This window comes from Rhodospirillaceae bacterium (assembly GCA_028819475.1).
Lineage (GTDB): Bacteria > Pseudomonadota > Alphaproteobacteria > Bin65 > Bin65 > Bin65.
The window spans coordinates 228,889-247,592 of sequence record JAPPLJ010000050.1; the positions used below are offsets into that span (position 1 = coordinate 228,889).

An 18,704-nucleotide genomic window follows, 5' to 3' on the forward strand; every position below is an offset into this window, starting at 1 on the left:
CCTTACGCTATCGGCGTAGGGGAGGGTTTCAAACCCTCCCCTACAAATCGGGGGCCAATTCCGCGCGCCATCCCGTGCACAAATTCCGGGCTACACCAGATCCTTCGGGCGGACGAAGCGCAGCAGCGTCGCCTTGCCGGGGCCGAGGGCCGGCCACGCTCCTTCGAACGCCAGGTCGGCCACGGCGGCGGTCGGAAACTTGGCGCGCATCTCGGCGACTCCGCGCGCCGCCCGGTCCGCCGCCAGCAGGATCGCCAGGCCGTCGAACCCCGGATGATGGCCGACCAGGCAGACCGTCGCCACGCCGTCGTCCAGCGACCGCAGGCGCTGCAGCAGGTCGCCGGTTTCGGCGAGATACAGGGCTTCGTCGAGCACCGGGTCGGGCGCCTCGGGCCATTGCCGGGCGACGATCGTCCAGGTCTCCGCGGCGCGCCGCGCGGCCGAGCACAGGACGAGGCCGGGCACCGGGGTTTCCTCGGCCAGCCAGGCCCCCATGAGAGCGGCGGCCCGGCGGCCCCGGGCGTTCAGCGGACGGTCGAAATCGGACCCGTAACCGGCGGCCCAGTCGGACTTGGCGTGCCGCAAAATCAGTATCCGGCGGTTGGCGTCTGGTCCGGCCATTATGTTCTCCCGAAAAACTGCACTATATTGGGATTGTGCGAAGGCCCGAGGGCCGATAACGACGCGGACACCCCATGGACGACCGGATCGCCCCGTTACAGGACAGCGACGCCCAGATCGCCGACTCCCAGATTGGCGAATCCGGGCCGGAGCCTTCGGACGATGCCGGCGTTTCGCTGACCGATCCGAAACGGTTCATCAACCGGGAGCTTTCCTGGCTCGCCTTCAACGAGCGGGTCATGGAAGAGGCCGACAATACCGACCACCCGTTGCTCGAGCGTCTGCGCTTCCTGTCCATTTCGGCGAGCAATCTGGACGAATTCTACATGGTCCGGGTCGCCGGGCTGAAGGGGCAGGTCGAGGCCGGCGTGACCGCGCCGAGCCAGGACGGCCTCTCGCCGGCCGAACAGTTGCGGGCGATCTACGCGCGCGGCGGCGACCTGATCGATTCGCAGCTTGCGGCCTGGCGGCGCCTCAGGGCGGACCTCGCCCGGCACGGCATCGACGTGGTCGATCCGCAGGCGCTCGACGCTGCCGACCTGGCCTGGCTTGACGACCATTTCATGGAACAGGTGTTCCCGGTCCTCACGCCGATCGCGGTCGATCCGGCGCATCCCTTCCCCTTCATCCCGAACCTGGGCCTGTCGATTGCGCTCGAACTGGCGCGGCCGGACGCCGACGAATCGCTCTATGCACTGGTCCGCCTGACCGACCAGCTGCCGCGCTTCATCAGGCTGCCCGGCAAGGCGGCGCGCCATATCACCCTGGAAGACCTGGTCGGGCTGATGCTGCACCACCTGTTCCCGGATTTCGAGGTCCAGGCGCGCGGCCTGTTCCGGGTCATCCGCGACAGCGACATCGAGATCGAGGAGGAGGCCGAAGACCTGGTCGCCCTGTTCGAGACCGTGCTGAAGCGGCGCCGGCGCGGCCATGTCATCCATCTGTCGGTCGACGCCGCCATGCCGGAGAGCCTGCGCCATTTCGTGGTCAAGGAGCTGGAGGTTCCGGAAGACGACGTCTTCGAGATCGACGGCCTGCTCGGCTTCGCCGACGTCAGCCAGCTGATCGATAACGCGCGGACCGACCTGCTGTTCGAGCCCTACAACCCGCGCTCGCCCGAACGGATCCGGGACTTCGGCGGCGACTGTTTCGCCGCGGTCCGGGCCAAGGACATCCTCGTCCACCATCCCTATGAGAGCTTCGACGTCGTCGTGCAATTCCTGCGCCAGGCGGCGCGCGATCCCTCCGTCGTCGCGATCAAGCAGACGCTCTACCGGACCAGCACGGACTCGCCGATCGTCGACGCGCTGGCCGAGGCCGCCGAGGCGGGCAAGAGCGTCACCGCGCTGGTCGAACTCAAGGCGCGCTTCGACGAGGAGGCCAACATCCGCTGGGCGCGCAACCTCGAACGCGCCGGCGCCCAGGTCGTCTACGGCTTCATCGACCTCAAGACCCATGCCAAGGTCTCGCTGGTCGTGCGGCGCGAGGGCCACGGCCTCGCCCGCTATGCGCATTACGGCACCGGCAACTACCATCCGATCACCGCGCGCAGCTACACCGACCTTTCCTTCTTCACCTGCGATCCGGTGCTGACCCGCGACGCGGCGCACCTGTTCAACTACATGACCGGCTATGCCCGGCCCGAGCCGATGCAGAAGCTCGCCGTGGCGCCGATCGACCTGCGCCAGAGGCTGCTGGAGCATATCGACACCGAAATCGCCAACGCCCGGGCCGGCCGGCCGGCGCAGATCTGGGCCAAGGTGAACTCCCTGGTCGACGGGCCGATGATCGACGCCCTCTACCGCGCCTCGCAGGCCGGCGTGCAGATCGACCTGGTGGTGCGCGGCATCTGCTGCCTCCGGCCGGGCGTGCCGGGCCTGTCGGAAAATATCCGGGTCAAGAGCATCGTCGGCCGCTTCCTCGAACATTCGCGCGTCGTCGCCTTCGCCAACGGCAAGGCGCTGCCCAACCGCGACGCGCGGCTCTACCTGTCGTCGGCCGACTGGATGCCGCGCAACCTCGACCGCCGGGTCGAGAGCCTGGTGCCGATCGAGAACCCGACCGTCCACGAGCAGATGCTCGACCAGATCATTGTCGCGCAGATCAACGACAACCGGCAGAGCTGGGTGCTGGACGCGGACGGCCGTTACGCCCGGGTCATGCCGGCCGGCGCTTCCGCGGACGCTTCGGCCGACGCTTCTGAACGTGCATTGAAGGGCTTTTCCTGCCATACCTATTTCATGACCAACCCGAGTCTTTCCGGCCGCGGCAGCGCCCTCTACGGCAGGGGGCGCGGCAAGGGACGGCGCCCGCCGGCCGACCTGTCGCCCCCCGGAAGCGTTTGAGGAAACCCGCCTGAATGGCCTCGGGCCTTGTTGAAAACGCGGCCGCGCCGGGTGCGGCTGCCGGCACTGCCGCCCTGCTGCCGGCCGGCCCGGATACCAACGGCGGCGCAGGCGTCCCGGACGCCGAGGCTCCCGATTACTTCTTCGGGCGGCGGATCGCGGTCATCGATATCGGCTCCAATTCGATCCGCCTGGTGGTGTTCGAGGGTTCGGCCCGCGCGCCGACGCCGATCTTCAACGAGAAGGTGATGTGCGGGCTCGGCCGCGGCATGCAGTCCAGCGGCCGGCTCAACCCGGACGGCGTCGCCCGGGCGCAGGAAAATCTCGGCCGGTTCGTCGGCGCGGCGGCCGCCATGAAGGTCGCCGGCCTTTCGGCCTTCGCGACGGCGGCGGTGCGCGAGGCCGCGGACGGCCCGGCCTTCATCGAGGCGCTGCGGCGCGATCCGGGCCTCGAGGTCCGGGTCCTGAGCGGCGAGGACGAAGCGCGGCTTTCGGCCTATGGCGTCATGGCCGGCTTCCCCCAGGCGGAAGGCATCGTCGGCGATCTGGGCGGCGGCAGCCTGGAGCTTGTCCGGGTCGGCGGCGAACGGGTGCGCGACATGGCAACCCTGCCGCTCGGGCCGCTGCGGCTCAACGAGGCGATGGCGCAGGGCGAGAGGATCGGCGCCCTGGTCAGGAAATCGCTCGGCGATATCGACTGGCTCGCCAAGGCCGGGGGGACGACGCTCTACGCCGTCGGCGGCGCCTGGCGGTCGCTCGCCAAGGTCCATATGGCGCAGCACGGCCGGGCGCTGCGGATGATCGACGGCTACCGCGCCGGGGCTTCGGAGTTTGCCGATTTCGCCCGATTGCTGGCGCGACAGAGCGACCGGGCGCTGGAGCGGCTGCCGGCGATCTCACCCAGGCGGATCGAAGCGGTGCGGGCGTCGGCCATCGTGTTGCGGCGGCTGATCCGGATCGCGCAGCCGGCCCGGATCGTCTTCGCCGCGCGGGGCGTGCGCGAGGGGGTCCTGTACGAAGCCCTCGACCCCGCGGCGCGGCGCGCCGATCCGCTGCTCGCCGGGGCGTCCGCCTTCGGCCAGCGTTTCTGCCGCTTCACCGGGCTCGGGCCGGCGCTCGCCGGCTGGACCGCCGGTCTCTTCCCCGGCGAGACGCGCGAACGGACCCGCCTGCGCCGGGCGGCCTGCGAGATCGCCGACACCGGCTGGTCCGACCACCCGGACTACCGCAACCGGCACGCCTGGGGCCGCATCCTGACCGCCCCGCTGATGGGGCTGGACCATGCCGGCCGCGCCTTCCTCGCGCTGGCGGCGAGCGCGCGCTACAGCGGCGGCATCCAGGAGGATATGGAGCGAACCGCGCGCGACACGGGCCTCGGCGCAGACGATATCCGCGATGCAAGGGCCCTCGGCCAGGCCCTGCGGCTGGGCTACACCATCGCCGCCGGACAGCCCGAAATCCTCGACGGCAGCCGCTTCGAGCGAACGGAAACCGCCCTCGCGCTGAAGGTCGGCGACAGCGGCACCCACTATTTCGGCGAAGTCATCCGGAAACGCCTCGGCGACCTTGCCATGACCCTGGAACTGGAGCCGGAACTGGTGCTGGGGTAGGGGGGCGCTGCAACAGCCTTTTGTGTACTTGGCAGGCCGCGAGTAATCTTTGCAAATTCGTGAATGGACGCCCGTGTGTAGGGGAGGGTTTCAAACCCTCCCCTACAAAATCCGCGGATGACAATAGCTTCTCCGCTCGGGCGGCCGGGCGATGCGGCAGGTGCAGCAACACCGGACAAACGCCATGACGCCAGCGGAAGGCCTGTTTCAGTTTCTCGCCCAGGAACGCGTCGGCTGGGGTACGCCGGCGCCGGAGGCGATCGCGCGGGAGATGGCGGCGCTCGGGGCAGGGCGAGCGCTGATCGTGGCCTCGACGACCCTCGCGACCCGGACGGACACGATTGCCGCCATCGAGGCCGAACTGGGCGACGGGCTCGCCGGCCTCTTCACCGGCTGCCGCGAACACACGCCGGTCGACACCGTCATCGACTGCGCCGCCGCGATCCGGCGGAGCGGGGCCGATGTCGTCGTCACCGTGGGCGGCGGGACGCCGATCGACACCGTGAAGGCCGCCCTCCTGTGCCTGGCGGAGGACGTGCACGACCCCGAAGCCCTGAAGGCCTACCGCGTGACGGTGGCCGAAGACGGCGCGCGCACGGTGCCGGCGGTCGGCCCTTCGGCGGTCCGGCAGATCGCGGTGCCGACGACGCTCTCCGGCGCCGAATTCAGCAACATCGCCGGCGTCACCGACCCGGAGCGCGGCGTCAAGGACGCCTATATCGCGCGCGACAGCGCGCCGGCCGCCGTGATCCTCGACCCGGCGGCGACGGTCCACACGCCGGACTGGCTGTGGCTCTCGACCGGCGTGCGCGCCGTCGACCATGCCGTCGAAACCCTTTGCTCGCGCTCGGCCCAGCCGCTGCCGGACGCGACGGCGATCCACGCGCTGAAAATCTTTGCCGGGGCGCTGCCGCGGACGAAGGAACATCCGGAAGACCTGGCGGCGCGGCGCGACTGCCAGCTTGCGGTCTGGCTGGCGGGTTTCGGCCTCGGCCGGGTCGAATACGGCGCCAGCCACGGCATCGGCCACCAGCTCGGCGCGGTCGGCGGCGTGCCCCACGGCCACACAAGCTGCGTCATGCTGCCGAGCGTGCTGCGCTGGAATGCGCCGGTGAACGCCGGACAGCAGGCCCGGGTCAGCGAAGCGCTCGGCCGGGCAGGGGAGGCGGCGGCCGACGTCGTCGCCGATCTCGTCGCCCGGCTCGGCCAGCCCGGCACCCTGCGCGCCGTCGGCATAACCGAAGATCAGCTCGACACGATCGCCGAAGGCAGCCTCGGCAACATGATGGTGCGCTCCAACCCGCGCCCAATCGCTGAGGCGGCCCAGGTGCGCGAGATCCTGGACATGGCGTGGTGAGAAGACCGCTCTCCGGAATGCACCGGCCGGTGTAGGGGAGGGTTTCAAACCCTCCCCCACGGGACGCTGGAAACCCGGCAATCAGTCTCCCGCCCCGGGCCGCGTCGTGTGCAGGCTGCGGATCAGGTCGATCAGCACGGCCGTGGTCAGGCCGAACAGCACCAGGCCGTTGGCTGCGAGCAAACCGGACAGCAGGCGGTGCGGCTTGTCGAGCACGACGTCGCCGAAGCCCAGCGTCGTGAAGGAAACGAGCGAGAAATAGACCGCCGTCTCCAGGTCGCCCAGCGCCCCGCTCCACAGCAGATAGAAGGCCCAGATCCAGACCGTGGCGCTCATGCTGACCAGCAGCCAGACGGAGAGCACGGTGAGCGCCCCGGTGAGCTTTGACAATTGGGGCGGTTGCGCCAGCCAGGCTTCGTGCCGGCGGAAGGCGCGGACCGCCAGCGCCATGAACGCGGCATGGATCGCGAAGCTCAGCACGATCAGGGCCGATCCGACGGCGAACTGGCTTGTCATCGCCTGGACTGCTCCCGCTGTTGCACGCCGGCCCGCCCGGCCTCCCGGCCGGTAACCGCGGCAGCGCCAGATTAACCCGGATTCGCCGCCGCGGTCATCGCCGTCGACGCCGGGTGTGCCGCGCCGCTTTTCCGGGCCGGTCTTGCAAGACACAGCCGGGGCTTGACGGCGGCCCCGCGATGTTCCATATGGATCGCAGCGCCGATTTAGACCGACTTGCGGGCGCTTTTAAGAAATGCGGCTAAAGAGGTGGAAACCCGTCCGGAAGCCGCGACGGGTTTTTGTATGGGCCGATCCCCCTTACCGGATCCGCGGGATTTGATCGGGCAGCTTGCATCCGCGTCACCAACTGCTAAAGCGCCACGGAGGCATCTTCCGTGGGCCCGCCGACCGGCAACCCATGGGGATGACCGTGAACCAGATCCTTCAGCCGACCCCCGGACCCGCAACCCCTGAATCCGTAACAGGGGCGATCGCCCGGGAATTCCCGCATCCGCTGCACACGGAGACTGCCGCCGTGCACGGCGGCATCGTGCGCAGCCCGTTCGAGGAGACCGCCGAGGCGCTGTACCTCACCTCCGGCTATGTCTACGGCTCGGCCGAGGAGGCGGCGGATGCCTTCGAGAACCCGGATTTGCGCTACGTCTACAGCCGCTACGGCAACCCGACGGTGCAGATGTTCGTCGACCGGCTGTGCGCAATCGAGGGCGCCGAGGCCGGCGTGGCAACGGCGAGCGGCATGTCGGCGGTCTTCACCGCCCTGATCGGCCTGCTGCGCACCGGCGACCGGCTGGTGGCGTCGCGCGCCCTGTTCGGCTCCTGCGCCTTCGTCTGCACCGACATCCTGCCCCGCTTCGGCATCGTCACCGACCTGGTCGACGGCACGGACCTGGCGGCGTGGGAGCGGGCGCTTTCCACCCCGGCAAGGGCGGTCTTCCTGGAGACGCCGACCAATCCGCAGCTCGAAATCGTCGATCTCGCGGCGGTCGCCAAACTGGCCCACGCCGCCGGCGCCACGGTGGTGGTCGATAACGTCTTCGCCACGCCGCTGCTCCAGCGGCCGCTCGAACTCGGCGCGGACGTGGCGGTCTATTCCGCGACCAAGCATATCGACGGGCAGGGGCGTTGCCTGGGCGGCGCGATCCTCGGCTCTAAAGCGTATTGCAGCGAGGCGCTCTCGCCCTTCGTCCGCCACACCGGGCCGAGCATGAGTCCGTTCAACGCCTGGGTGCTGCTCAAGGGGCTGGAGACCCTGGCGGTGCGGGTCGAACGCCAATGCCGGACGGCGACCCATATCGCGCACTGGCTCGAACGGCGCGCCGGCGTCCGGCGGGTGCTCTATCCCTTCCTCGACTCCCATCCCCAGGCGGAACTGGCGCGGCGCCAGATGGCGGACGGCGGCACGGTCGTCACCTTTATGATCGAGGGTACGATCGAAGGCGGCCGGCGCGAGGCCTTCGCCCTGCTCAACGCCCTGCAGCTGATCCCGATTTCCAACAATCTGGGCGACGCCAAGAGCCTGGCGACCCATCCGGCCTCGACGACCCACCACCGGATCGGCGCCGAAGGCCGGGCCGCCGTCGGCATCGGCGACGACATGATCCGCCTGTCGGTCGGCCTCGAACATCCCGACGACCTGATCCGCGACCTGGACCGTGCCCTAAATTGTGCGGGTGCCCAGGCCGGCCTCGGCGCCTGACAAAAGGATCGAACGCTATGGCGACTCTTTCGAACAAGAAGAACATCACCGTCCAGGCGGTCGACGTGCACCGGGCTAAGATGCTGCTGGAGGCCGGCGAGGCCGTGCTGATCGACGTGCGCGAGGACATCGAATACGAGGACGAATACATTCCCGGCGCGGCCCACTATCCGCTCTCGACCTTCGACAGCCTGCGGCCCGAGGGCGACAGCGGCAAGATCGGCATCTTCCATTGCCGCTCCGGCCGCCGGACCGCGGAAAATTTCGCCCGTTTCCTGGAGACCGGCTACCGGGAGGTCGTCCACATGGACGGCGGCATCGTCGACTGGTCGATCGCGGGCTATCCGGTGCGCACGGAAGACGAGATGGCGGAGGAGGCGGGGCAGCCGTCCGGACCGGCGGCGTGAGGGGCGCTAATCGCCCTTACCGTGCTTCGCCTTGTAGGCCTCGATCGCTTCCTTGAGCTCGGTATATTCCTCGCAGCCGAACAGGCAGGCCCGGTCGAGCACGGCGAGGCGCTCCTCGGCCTTCTCGAGCTGGCCCAGCGCGAGATAGAGTTCGCCCAGATACTCGTTCGCCCCGCGGTGCCGCGGTTCGATGCGCAGCGCGATCCCGTAGTGCTTCAGCGCCGCGTCATACCGTTTCAGGTTGCGCAGCGCGTAGCCGAGCCAGTTGTGGACATCTGCATTGTCCGGCGCCTTCGCCTCCGCCTTCCTGAGCAGCGGGAGCGCCCCGGCGAAGTCGCCTTTCCCGATCAGCGCCACCGCCGTTGTGTAGTCCGGGTTCGCCGGCGTGCCCGGCTGCGGGCTGCTGCCGGCCCCCGCCGCCACGGCCGGGCCCGCCGCAAGCAGCGCGTAAAACAGGACGGCGACTGTCGCCGAAACCGTGTACCGCAAAAGGGTTGCCGTCATCGACCGTCCTCCCATCGAGACCGCGGTTTCGGGCGCCGATCCCCAATGGCATACCGCCGCGCCGCGGGCGCAAATTCTGGAACTAATGTTCGTAAAATAAAAGGATTTTTGTTATTTTTCATACTATTAAACCGCAAAGTTGGCGGATGGGGTGGGATTCGAACCCACGAGACGCATTCACGCCTGCCGGTTTTCAAGACCGGTGCCTTCGACCGCTCGGCCACCCATCCGGACGGTGCGGGAGCGATATTCGATTGATCAGATTAGGGCCGGGACGCGAAGCGTCAACCGGCGAAACCTACGCCCCGGTATTGCCAATCCGTCATTTCGACCGACCGCAGGGAGCGGAGAAATCTTTCCAGCGCGGTTTAACGTTCCTTGCTCCGCGGGGAAAAGATATCTCCACTTCGCCGCCCTGCAGGCGGCTCCGGTCGATATGACGGGGTCGGTGTATGCAAAGACCGACCGGAATGAATCCCCTGCTTCGGCTATCCGGCCTGAGAATAATCCGTACAATGGCGCCGCCATCTCCGACCGCGCCGGAAACCGATGCGTCCGCTTCTGCTGTTCCTCATGCCGATAGGTCTTGCGCTGCCGACTGCTGTAGCCGCCGGCGAAGCGAACGCGGCGGCCGGGCGGAGCCCCGCCACCCCGGCGAAACAGGCATTGCTGGTCGATTTCCCGTCCTATCGCGTGCTGTTCGCGAAAAACGCCGGGGTCAGGATGCGGCCGTCGTCCATGACCAAACTGATGACCGCCCTGCTGGTCTTCGAGGCGCTGCGCGCGCGCCGACTCTCCGGCGAGGCGCAGGTTGCCGCCAGCCGGCATGCCGCCGGGCAACGCGGGTCGCGCGTCGGCCTGAAGCCCCGCGGCGGCTACCGGGTGCGCGACCTCGTGCGGGCGATGATCGTCCATTCCGCCAACGACGCCACGGTCGCCCTGGCCGAGCGGCTGGCCGGCAGCGAGACCGCGTTCGCGGCGGCGATGACCCGGCGCGCCCGGCAGCTCGGCCTGCGCGACACGGCGTTCCGCAACGCCACCGGCTTCACCGCCCCCGGCCAGCTGACCAGCGCACGCGACGTCGCCCGGCTGGCTGGCGAGATCGTCGCCCGGTTCCCGGCGCGCTATCGGCTGTTCGCCCTGCGCTCGGTGCAATTCGGCGGCCGGGCATGGCCCAACCGGAACCCGGTGCTCGGCCGGGTCGCAGGCGCCGACGGCCTGAAGACCGGCCAGACCCGGGCCGGGGGCTACGGCCTCGTCGCCTCGGCGAAGCGCGGCGGCCGGCGGCTGATTCTGGTGATCAACGGCCTGAAGAGCGCCGGCGCCCGGCAACGCGAAGCGGTGCGCCTGCTGCGCTGGGGCTTCCGCCAGCCTTCTGGTGCCGGGCAGTAGACCGGTGGCGGATCGCAAGCCTGCGGCCGGGCGCTTCGTCACCGTCGAGGGCGGGGAGGGGGCCGGCAAGTCGACCCAGATCCGCCGGCTCGCAGCCTGGCTGGACGGGCAGGGCATCGAAACCGTCGTGACGCGGGAACCGGGCGGCACGCCGGGCGCCGAGGCGGTCCGCGCCCTGCTGGTCACCGGCGACCCCGACCGCTGGGACGCCACGGCCGAAGCCCTGCTCATCGCCGCGGCCCGGCGCGACCATGCCGGGAAACTCATCCGGCCGGCGCTGGCGCGCGGCGCCTGGGTGCTGTGCGACCGGTTTGCCGATTCGACCCTGGCCTACCAAGGCTACGCCGGCGGATTGCCGCTCGACGGGCTGACGGCGCTGACCCGGTTCGCGGTGGGAGACCTGACGCCGGACCTGACGATCGTTCTCGACCTTCCGGCCGAAGCGGGGCTGGCGCGGGCAGGGCGGCGGATGGCGGCCGGACCGGGAGCCGAGAGCCGCTTCGAAGGCCGCGATCTCCGGTTTCACGAAGCGGTGCGCAACGGGTTTCTCGACATCGCCCGGAAGGAACCGGCGCGCTGCGTCGTCGTCGATGCCGCCCCGCCGGCCGACAACGTGGCCCGGCAGATCGCCGCGGCGGTCGAAGGCAGGCTGCTTGCCGATGGCTGAGCCGAAGGAGGAGGCGGCCCGGCCCGGTCCGGAGAACACCCATGCGCTGTTCGGCCACGAGACGGCCGAGGCGGTGCTGGCGAAGGCGTGGCGCAGCGGCCGGCTGGCCCATGGCTGGCTGCTGACCGGCAGCGAGGGCATCGGCAAGGCGACGCTCGCCTTCCGCTTCGCCCGCGCCATCCTGTCCGGCGCGCTGGACGGCGCGGGGCCGCCGGCCGGGCCGGGCCTGCCGGGCCTGCCCGGCATGGAAACGCCGGCCGATGTTCTGCCGGCCGATCGCCTGCCCGACGTCGTTCCGGACGATCCGGCGGCGCGGAAGATCGCCGCCGGCGCCCATCCCGGTCTCAGAATCGTACGCCGCTCGATCAACCCGAAAACCGAGAAATTACGCGGCGAGATCGCTGTCGGCGACGTGCGCGAAGCCATGAAATTTCTCAACCGGACGGCGGCCGACGGCGGCTGGCGCATCGTCATCGTCGATCCGGTCGACGAGATGAACCGGAACGCCGCCAACGCCGTGCTCAAATCGCTTGAGGAACCGCCGGACAAGTGCCTGTTTTTGCTGATGAGCCACGTTTCCGGCACCGTCCTGCCGACGATCCGCTCGCGCTGCCAGCTGCTCGCCCTGTCGCCGCTGGCGCCCGACGATGTCCGGGCCGCGATCGGCGCGGCGGCGCCCGACCTGGCGTCCCGTGCGGACGATACGCTGCTCGACCTGGCGGCGGGCAGCCCGGGCCGGGCGATCCGGCTGCTCGACGCCGACGCGGGGGCGCTGGAGCGCCGGATCGGCGCCATCCTGGCGGAGCCGGAAGAGGCGGGCGGCATCGCGGCGCTGGACCTGGCCGAACAGGTTGCGCGGGCCGGCGCGACCGAAGCGTTCCGCACCGTCGGCCAGCTGCTGGCGCGGCGCAGCGCGATCCTGGCCCGCGACGCGCGGGAAGCCGCGGTGCGCGATGCCGCCGCCGTGCTGTGGTTCGAAACCGCGGAACGGTTTCGCGAGGCCGAACTGCTCAATCTCGACCGGCGCCACACGGTGCTGAAGGCGTGCCGCGATACCGGCCGCCTCGTCCGGACGGCCGGCGGCTGACGCGGGGCAGGAAGAAGAAACCGACGGGCGAAGGGGCGTCTCAGGCGTTGTGGGGGAGGGTTTCAAACCGTCCCCTACGGCGGTTTGGAAACGCGCGGCGGGTCGCCAACGCTCCATTACGGGCAAAGCCGCGCGGGCGATTGGACGCTGTGGCGCAGCGGGCCGGCATGTCCTATGTGTCTGGCCTCACGGTATCCGACATCCGGCGCGCCCGGCTCTCCTTCCTCCAACGCCGCTCCCGCGGTTCCGACGGCATGACCGACAAGCCCAAATTCTACATCACGACGGCGATTTCCTACGTCAACGGCGCGCCCCATCTCGGCCACGCCTACGAAGCGATCTCGACCGACGTCATCGCCCGCTACAAGCGGCTGGACGGCCACGACGTCTTCTTCCTGACCGGGACCGACGAGCACGGCCAGAAGGTCGAATCCTCGGCGCGGGCCGAGGGCATGGAGCCGAAAGCCTTCTGCGACATGATCGCGGCCCAGTTCGAGGAGATGACCCGGACGCTCAACATCTCGAACGACGGCTTCATCCGCACGACCGAGCCGCGCCACTACGAATCGACCCGGGCGATCTGGCGCAAGCTGGTCGAAGCCGGCGACATCTATCTGGGCAGCTACGCCGGCTGGTATTCGGTGCGCGACGAAGCCTATTTCAGCGAGGACGAACTGGTCCGCGACGGCGAGCGCTGGCTGACCCCGGGCGGCGCCGAGGTCGAGTGGATCGAGGAGCCGAGCTATTTCTTCCGCCTGTCGGCCTACACGGACAGGCTGATCGCCCACTACGAGGCCAATCCCGGCTTCGCCGCCCCGCCGCACCGGCGCAACGAGCTGATGAATTTCCTGCGCCAGGGGCTGAAGGACCTGTCGGTGTCGCGCACCAGCTTCAACTGGGGCGTGCCGGTGCCGGACGACGACGACCATATCGTCTACGTCTGGCTCGACGCGCTGACGAACTACATCACCGCCGCCGGCTATCCCCATGAAGAATCGGAGTTTTACCGGTATTACTGGCCGGCCGACATCCACATCGTCGGTAAGGACATCATGCGCTTCCACGCGATCTACTGGCCGGCCTTCCTGATGTCGGCCGGCGTGCCGCTGCCCGGCCAGGTGTTCGGCCACGGCTTCCTGACCATCGAGGGGCGGAAGATGTCCAAGTCGGTCGGCAACGTGGTGACGCCGGATGCGATGCGGGAAACCTACGGCGTCGACCAGATGCGCTATTTCCTGATGCGCGAGGTGCCCTACGGCAACGACGGCTCGGTCACGCCGGAAGCCATCGTGCAGCGCATCAACAGCGACCTGGCGAACGATCTGGGCAATCTCGGCCAGCGCGTGCTCACCATGATCGCGCGCAACTGCGGCGGGCTTGTGCCGGAACCGGGCGAATTCACCCCGGAGGACGAAGCGCTGTTCGCGGCCGCGGCCGCGCTGGTGGATGACACGCGGGACGCCATGGCCGACCTGGCGATCCACCGGATGCTGGAGGCAATCTGGCGCGTCGTCGGCGACGCCAACCGCTATGTCGACGCCCAGGCGCCCTGGGCCCTGCGCAAGACCGATCCGGCGCGCATGGCGACGGTGCTCTACGTCCTGGCCGACGTGATCCGGCAGCTGGCGATCTTCGTGCAGCCGGTCGTGCCGGGCGCGGCCGGCGCGCTGCTCGAACAGCTCGCGGTGCCGGCGGAGGAGGGCGCCCGCAACTTTGCTGCCCTCGCCGGGCGGATCGCGCCGGGCACGGCGCTGCCGGCGCCCTGGCCGGTATTCCCGCGCTTCGTCGCCGAAGACGCGGCCTGAGCGCCTGCCGGCGGCGCCCGACGATGCTGGTCGACAGCCACTGCCACCTGGATTTCGACTCCCTGGCCGAGGACCGCGCCGCCGTCCTCGACCGCGCCTGGCAGGCCGGCATCGAGACCATCGTGACGATCTGCACGCGCGTGAGCCGGTTCGGCGACATTCTGGCGATTGCGGCGGAACATGAGCGGGTTTTCTGCTCGGTCGGAGTCCATCCCCACAACGCCGACGAAGAAGGTGTCGGCAACGCCGCGCAACTGGTTGAAAAAACCGAACATTCAAAGGTCGTCGGGATCGGCGAAACCGGGCTGGACTATTTTTACACGAACAGTCGTCCCGAAACCCAGCGCGCCAGTTTCGTCGCCCATATCGCCGCCGCACGGCAAACCGGCCTGCCGCTGATCGTCCATGCGCGCGACGCCGATGCCGAGACGATGGAAATCCTGACGGCCGAGCGGGAGAAGGGCGCCTTTCCCGGCGTCATCCATTGCTTTACCGGCTCGCGGGCGCTCGCCGAACGGGCGGTCGCGCTCGGCCTCTATATTTCCTTTTCCGGCATCCTGACCTTCAAGAAGGCGGACGACCTGCGCGCGATCGCCCGCGACCTCCCGGAGGACCGGATCCTGGTCGAAACCGACGCGCCGTTTCTCGCGCCGGTGCCGCACCGGGGCAGGACCAACGAGCCGTCCTTCGTCGTTCACACCGCCGAATGCCTTGCCACGGTGCGCGATATGCCGGCGGAACGGCTCCAACAGGCGACGACGGACAATTTCTATCGTCTTTTCAACAAGATAAACCGCCTGGCTCCAGTAAATTCAACCTGATTTATTTTCCATAATATATATTATGCGAATCATTGATGCGGCGCACAGGGAGTGAAGCGATGACGACGGACCCCTCTCCGGCTGCCGAAATCGCCGCCGCCGAACCGCCCGATGCGGCAGAAGCCGTCACGCAGATCCGGCGCCTGCTCGCCATCATGGCGGCGCTGCGCAATCCGGACGGCGGCTGCCCGTGGGACCTTGAGCAGGATTTCGCCAGCATCGCGCCCTACACCATCGAGGAAGCCTACGAGGTCGCCGACGCGATCGGGCGCAACGATATGGCCGACCTGCAGGACGAACTGGGCGATCTGCTGTTCCAGGCCGTGTTCCACGCCCGGATGGCGGAAGAGGCCGGCGCGTTCGACTTCGCCGACGTCGCCCGGTCCATCGCCGACAAGATGGAACGCCGCCATCCCCACGTTTTCGGCGCGGACCGGGTCGCTTCGGTCGAAGCCCAGTCGGCCGCCTGGGAGGACCACAAGGCGCAGGAGAGAAACAGGAAATCCGGACAACGCATTGAAAATACGAGCGTTCTGGACGATGTGCCGACCGCCCTGCCTGCCCTGCTGCGGGCCCACAAGCTCGGCCGGCGCATGGCGCGCGCCGGCTTCGACTGGCCGGACGCCCTGTCCATCCTCGGCAAGGTCGAGGAGGAGCTGGACGAGTTGCACGCCGAAATCCGGCCCGAAGTCCATGGGGGCGATGCCGGCCGCATGGCCGGAGAACTCGGCGATCTGCTGTTCACCGTCGCCCAGATCGGTCGCCGGCTCGGCATCGACCCGGAAGAGGCCCTGCGCCGGGCCAACCGCAAGGTCGAGCGCCGCTTTCGCAGCGTGGAAGACCGGATCCGGCAGGACGGCCGCGATATCGCGGCCCTGCCGATGGAAGACCTGGAGCGGTACTGGCGCGCGGCGAAGGCCGAAGAATAGGCGGTTTTCCCGGTCGTCCCTCGATACGGCGCTTCGCGCCTACTCGGGATGAGGGAAAATGACGGAAATCAGCCATTTCACCCCTCCCCTCATCCCGAGCAGCCGCCGCTTCACCCATCCCCTCATCCTGAGTAGCCGCCGCAGGCGGCGTATCGAAGGATGTGCCACGGGCGCCGGCAGTTGCCCGACCGCAGGGGAGGGTTTTAAACCCTCCCCTACAAAATGAATCGGCGGATTCCGGCCATTTTCCGCGCCGCCGGTCACTCTGCGGTGAGCGTATCCCGGATCGTGCGCCAGCTGGCGGCGTCGGGCGCGAGCAGGAAGGGGACGTCGCGCTCGACGGGCCGCCACGGGCCCGACTGCGGCGCGCCGTCGACATAGCCGTAGCAGCCGCCCGCCTCGGCGATCATCAGGATCCCGGCGGCATGGTCCCAGGGCAGCAGGCGGGTGAAGACGGCATAGTGCGCCCTGCCCGTCAGCATCGCGATATATTCCCAGGCGGCGCAGCGCGCGAAACGGCGCGGCCCGAGCCGGCCGCGCCCGCGCAGCGCCTTGATCCGCTCGAACATGGCCGGCGCCCGCGATTTTCCGACATAGAGCGCGCCGGTCATGGCGCCGAAAGCGGCCGGCTCGGGCAGCCGGAGCGCGCCGGAAGCGCCGTGAGCCCCCTGCCCCAGCCCCGCCGCGTAGGTTTCGTCCCTGGACGGCAAATGGATGTAGCCGCAAACCGTGATTCCGTCGCGCACCAGCGCCACGATGGTGGCGAAACGGTGATTGTCGTGGGCGTAGTTCCAGGTGCCGTCGATCGGATCGATGATCCAGACGTCGCCCGGCCGGCCAAGCCGGTCGAGGACCGCCGGATCGGCCGCCGCTGCTTCCTCGCCGATCGCGGCCGAGCCGGGCAGCACCTCGGTCAACGCCTTGCGCAGAAAGGCTTCGCAGCGTTCGTCGGCCACGGTGACGAAATCGTTGGGGCCCGTCTTCGTCCTGACGTCCGCACCGGCGAGATTGCGGAAATGCGGCAATACGATGGTCCGCGCCGCCTCGCGCAGGATGCCGTCGACCGTTTCGAAGGCCGGCAGGGCGGGCAGCGGCCGGTTTTCGCCCGTCTGCATCAGCGGTCCGGCCTCGTATTCAACGCGTATTCAACCCGTATTCTGTATACTGCATGCAAATACACTCTTCTATACGCAGTATACAGTGCCGCAGACTCACGGTCGGGCGGGTGTTTCGACGATCCCGGATGCCGTCGACAGCCCGTAGCGGCTGTCCAGCGTCCGGCAGTCCGATTGTTCGATGTCGACGATGAGCAGGCTGCCCGCCTCGTCGTCGGTCCGCTCGACGACCGCGCCGCGGTCGTAGAGCCAGGCCAGCGCCGCCCCCTTTTCGTAGGGCACGCGGATCGCCATGCGCCGGCGCGCGGCACCGAGCAGGTCCTCGACTTCGGCGCACAGGCCGTCGACTCCGGCGCCGGTGAGCGCCGAGACGAGCCGTATGCGGTCGTTGGCCCGGTCCGCCCGGTTGCGCAGGCGCTCGAGGCCGGGGCCGCCCACGCGGTCGATCTTGTTCCAGACCTCGATCGTTGCCGATGCGAGTTTTTCCCCGGCGACCAGGTCGCCCAGGATCCGCCGCACGCTCTCGGCCTGGGCCGCCGCGTCCGGCCGGGCGATATCGCGGACATGGAGGATGACATCCGCCAGCGCGACCTCCTCCAGCGTCGCCCGGAAGGCGGCGATCAGTTCGGTCGGCAGGTCGGAGATGAAACCGACGGTATCCGAGACGACGATCCGGCGGCCGCGCGGCAGCGCGATCCTGCGCATGGTCGGATCGAGGGTCGCGAACAGGGCGTCCTCGGCCGCCACGCCGGCCGCGGTGAGCCGGTTGAACAGGGTCGACTTGCCGGCGTTGGTGTAGCCGACGAGCGCCGCGACCGGATACGGCACCTTCGCGCGCGCCTTTCGTTGCAGGGCGCGGCGCTTGCGCACCGTTTCGAGCGCACGCTTCAGCCGGGCGATCCGGTCGTCGATCAGCCGCCGGTCCAGTTCGATCTGGGATTCGCCCGGCCCGCCGGCAAAGCCGAAGCCGCCGCGCTGGCGCTCCAGATGGGTCCAGCTGCGCACCAGCCGGCTGCGCTGCCAGGTCAGGTGCGCAAGCTCGACCTGGAGACGGCCCTCCCGGGTGCGGGCGCGGGCGCCGAAAATCTCCAGGATCAGCGCGGTCCGGTCGATGACCTTGCAATGCCAGCGCCGTTCCAGGTTGCGCTGCTGGCCGGGGCTGAGGGTGCAGTCCATGACGACCAGTTCGGCGCCGGCCGCCGCAACGTCGCAGCCGATCGATTCAACCGCGCCCTTGCCGATCCAGGTCGCCGGCACAATGCGCGCGCAGGGCGCCGGATGGACGCTGCGGACCGCAAGCCCGATGGCGCGCGCCAGGCCGGCAGCCTCCTCGAGCCGGTCGGCGCTGCGCGCCGCCGCGCCGCTGTCGCCGCGCTGCCAGGGATGGACGACCAGGGCCCCTGCCCCGGCGGCTCCGGTATCCGATGCGTCTGTCCCGGCCGGAATTGCGGGCGCGCCGGAATGCGGCCCGGCTGGCTGTCGTTCGATAGCGATGGCGCCGGCCCGGCTTCAGGCCTTGGTGTCGGCGCCCGGCGCGTCCGGTTCGAACAGCTGGATCGGCTGGCCCGGCATGACCGTCGAGATCGCGTGCTTGTAGACCAGCTGCGAATGCTGATCGCGGCGCAGCAGGACGCAGAAGTTATCGAACCAGGTGACAATGCCCTGAAGCTTCACGCCATTGACGAGAAACACGGTCACCGGCGTCTTGTTCTTCCGGATATTGTTCAGAAAAACGTCCTGCAGGTTTTGTTGTTTTTCCGACGACATGCTCGATTCCTTGGTTATTTTTCTGCAGTCAGTTCCGTCGCGCCGGCGTCAGTCCTTTTCTT

The 18,704-nt window shown here is 68.9% G+C and carries 17 protein-coding genes and 1 tRNA gene; 11 read left to right on the top strand and 7 right to left on the bottom strand.

All coding sequences use genetic code 11. The features are described 5' to 3' along the window. Positions 1-90: 90 nt before the first annotated feature. On the bottom strand, positions 91-621 hold the full coding sequence (locus OXM58_15505) for a histidine phosphatase family protein (protein ID MDE0149777.1): 531 nt from the start codon (positions 619-621) through the stop codon (positions 91-93). A gap of 74 nt (positions 622-695) precedes the next feature. Between OXM58_15505 and OXM58_15510 the strand changes: the two genes are divergently transcribed. From OXM58_15510 to OXM58_15520, 3 genes are all read left to right on the top strand, one after another. Next, positions 696-2,966: an RNA degradosome polyphosphate kinase gene (locus OXM58_15510; protein MDE0149778.1), complete on the top strand. Its 2,271-nt coding sequence runs from the start codon at positions 696-698 to the stop codon at positions 2,964-2,966. Positions 2,967-2,980: 14 nt separating this feature from the next. Next, positions 2,981-4,576, top strand: a complete 1,596-nt coding sequence (locus OXM58_15515; GenBank protein MDE0149779.1) for a Ppx/GppA family phosphatase — start codon at positions 2,981-2,983, stop codon at positions 4,574-4,576. Positions 4,577-4,760: 184 nt separating this feature from the next. After that, complete coding sequence (locus tag OXM58_15520; GenBank protein ID MDE0149780.1) at positions 4,761-5,933, top strand: iron-containing alcohol dehydrogenase; 1,173 nt, start codon at positions 4,761-4,763, stop codon at positions 5,931-5,933. An 81-nt stretch (positions 5,934-6,014) separates the two neighbouring features. Here OXM58_15520 and OXM58_15525 read toward each other — a convergent pair whose 3' ends face one another. Next, positions 6,015-6,449, bottom strand: a complete 435-nt coding sequence (locus tag OXM58_15525; protein MDE0149781.1) for a potassium channel family protein — start codon at positions 6,447-6,449, stop codon at positions 6,015-6,017. Between the two features lie 472 nt (positions 6,450-6,921). Here OXM58_15525 and OXM58_15530 point away from each other — a divergent pair, with 472 nt between their 5' ends. Continuing rightward, positions 6,922-8,148 carry an O-succinylhomoserine sulfhydrylase gene (locus OXM58_15530; GenBank protein MDE0149782.1) on the top strand — a complete coding sequence of 409 codons (1,227 nt, stop codon included), beginning with the start codon at positions 6,922-6,924 and terminating at the stop codon, positions 8,146-8,148. A gap of 17 nt (positions 8,149-8,165) precedes the next feature. Further along, on the top strand, positions 8,166-8,555 hold the full coding sequence (locus tag OXM58_15535) for a rhodanese-like domain-containing protein (protein ID MDE0149783.1): 390 nt from the start codon (positions 8,166-8,168) through the stop codon (positions 8,553-8,555). Between the two features lie 6 nt (positions 8,556-8,561). Here OXM58_15535 and OXM58_15540 read toward each other — a convergent pair whose 3' ends face one another. Both OXM58_15540 and OXM58_15545 read right to left on the bottom strand, forming a co-directional pair. After that, positions 8,562-9,059, bottom strand: a complete 498-nt coding sequence (locus OXM58_15540; GenBank protein MDE0149784.1) for a tetratricopeptide repeat protein — start codon at positions 9,057-9,059, stop codon at positions 8,562-8,564. Positions 9,060-9,199: 140 nt separating this feature from the next. After that, positions 9,200-9,289 (bottom strand) — tRNA-Ser (locus tag OXM58_15545). Between the two features lie 319 nt (positions 9,290-9,608). On the opposite strand from OXM58_15545, the gene OXM58_15550 reads away from it, so the two are divergent. The 6 genes from OXM58_15550 (at position 9,609) to mazG (ending at position 15,760) form a co-directional block, all read left to right on the top strand. Then, the gene (locus tag OXM58_15550; GenBank protein ID MDE0149785.1) at positions 9,609-10,451 is read left to right on the top strand and encodes a D-alanyl-D-alanine carboxypeptidase; all 843 of its coding nucleotides are present in this window, start codon (positions 9,609-9,611) and stop codon (positions 10,449-10,451) included. 4 nt (positions 10,452-10,455) lie between these two features. Continuing rightward, positions 10,456-11,118: a dTMP kinase gene (gene tmk, locus OXM58_15555; protein ID MDE0149786.1), complete on the top strand. Its 663-nt coding sequence runs from the start codon at positions 10,456-10,458 to the stop codon at positions 11,116-11,118. Further along, positions 11,111-12,205, top strand: coding sequence for a DNA polymerase III subunit delta' (locus OXM58_15560; GenBank protein MDE0149787.1), 1,095 nt, complete (start codon positions 11,111-11,113; stop codon positions 12,203-12,205). Before tmk ends, OXM58_15560 begins: the two co-directional genes overlap by 8 nt. Before the next feature lie 254 nt (positions 12,206-12,459). Beyond that, positions 12,460-14,010, top strand: a complete 1,551-nt coding sequence (gene metG / locus OXM58_15565) for a methionine--tRNA ligase (protein MDE0149788.1) — start codon at positions 12,460-12,462, stop codon at positions 14,008-14,010. 23 nt (positions 14,011-14,033) lie between these two features. Then, positions 14,034-14,831, top strand: a complete 798-nt coding sequence (locus OXM58_15570; GenBank protein MDE0149789.1) for a TatD family hydrolase — start codon at positions 14,034-14,036, stop codon at positions 14,829-14,831. A gap of 59 nt (positions 14,832-14,890) precedes the next feature. Continuing rightward, positions 14,891-15,760 (top strand): nucleoside triphosphate pyrophosphohydrolase, encoded by an 870-nt coding sequence (mazG, locus tag OXM58_15575; protein MDE0149790.1) that lies wholly within the window; start codon positions 14,891-14,893, stop codon positions 15,758-15,760. 260 nt (positions 15,761-16,020) lie between these two features. Here the strand turns inward: mazG and OXM58_15580 are convergent, their stop codons facing one another. The 3 genes from OXM58_15580 to hfq form a co-directional block, all read right to left on the bottom strand. Continuing rightward, positions 16,021-16,875, bottom strand: coding sequence for an inositol monophosphatase (locus tag OXM58_15580; protein ID MDE0149791.1), 855 nt, complete (start codon positions 16,873-16,875; stop codon positions 16,021-16,023). Positions 16,876-16,971: 96 nt separating this feature from the next. Continuing rightward, positions 16,972-18,270: a GTPase HflX gene (hflX, locus tag OXM58_15585; GenBank protein ID MDE0149792.1), complete on the bottom strand. Its 1,299-nt coding sequence runs from the start codon at positions 18,268-18,270 to the stop codon at positions 16,972-16,974. A 114-nt stretch (positions 18,271-18,384) separates the two neighbouring features. Next, the gene (gene hfq / locus OXM58_15590) at positions 18,385-18,642 is read right to left on the bottom strand and encodes an RNA chaperone Hfq (protein ID MDE0149793.1); all 258 of its coding nucleotides are present in this window, start codon (positions 18,640-18,642) and stop codon (positions 18,385-18,387) included. Positions 18,643-18,704 lie beyond the last annotated feature (62 nt).

Bases quoted from the DNA above. Each gene is read 5' to 3' on its own strand.
- OXM58_15535 (MDE0149783.1), top strand. From the start codon at position 8,166: ATGGCGACTCTTTCGAACAAGAAGAACATCACCGTCCAGGCGGTCGAC.
- OXM58_15525 (MDE0149781.1), bottom strand. From the start codon at position 6,449: ATGACAAGCCAGTTCGCCGTCGGATCGGCCCTGATCGTGCTGAGCTTC.
- OXM58_15505 (MDE0149777.1), bottom strand. From the start codon at position 621: ATGGCCGGACCAGACGCCAACCGCCGGATACTGATTTTGCGGCACGCC.
- OXM58_15550 (MDE0149785.1), top strand. From the start codon at position 9,609: ATGCGTCCGCTTCTGCTGTTCCTCATGCCGATAGGTCTTGCGCTGCCG.
- hfq (MDE0149793.1), bottom strand. From the start codon at position 18,642: ATGTCGTCGGAAAAACAACAAAACCTGCAGGACGTTTTTCTGAACAAT.
- mazG (MDE0149790.1), top strand. From the start codon at position 14,891: ATGACGACGGACCCCTCTCCGGCTGCCGAAATCGCCGCCGCCGAACCG.
- OXM58_15580 (MDE0149791.1), bottom strand. From the start codon at position 16,875: ATGCAGACGGGCGAAAACCGGCCGCTGCCCGCCCTGCCGGCCTTCGAA.
- OXM58_15510 (MDE0149778.1), top strand. From the start codon at position 696: ATGGACGACCGGATCGCCCCGTTACAGGACAGCGACGCCCAGATCGCC.
- OXM58_15520 (MDE0149780.1), top strand. From the start codon at position 4,761: ATGACGCCAGCGGAAGGCCTGTTTCAGTTTCTCGCCCAGGAACGCGTC.
- metG (MDE0149788.1), top strand. From the start codon at position 12,460: ATGACCGACAAGCCCAAATTCTACATCACGACGGCGATTTCCTACGTC.
- OXM58_15540 (MDE0149784.1), bottom strand. From the start codon at position 9,059: ATGACGGCAACCCTTTTGCGGTACACGGTTTCGGCGACAGTCGCCGTC.
- OXM58_15560 (MDE0149787.1), top strand. From the start codon at position 11,111: ATGGCTGAGCCGAAGGAGGAGGCGGCCCGGCCCGGTCCGGAGAACACC.
- OXM58_15570 (MDE0149789.1), top strand. From the start codon at position 14,034: ATGCTGGTCGACAGCCACTGCCACCTGGATTTCGACTCCCTGGCCGAG.
- OXM58_15515 (MDE0149779.1), top strand. From the start codon at position 2,981: ATGGCCTCGGGCCTTGTTGAAAACGCGGCCGCGCCGGGTGCGGCTGCC.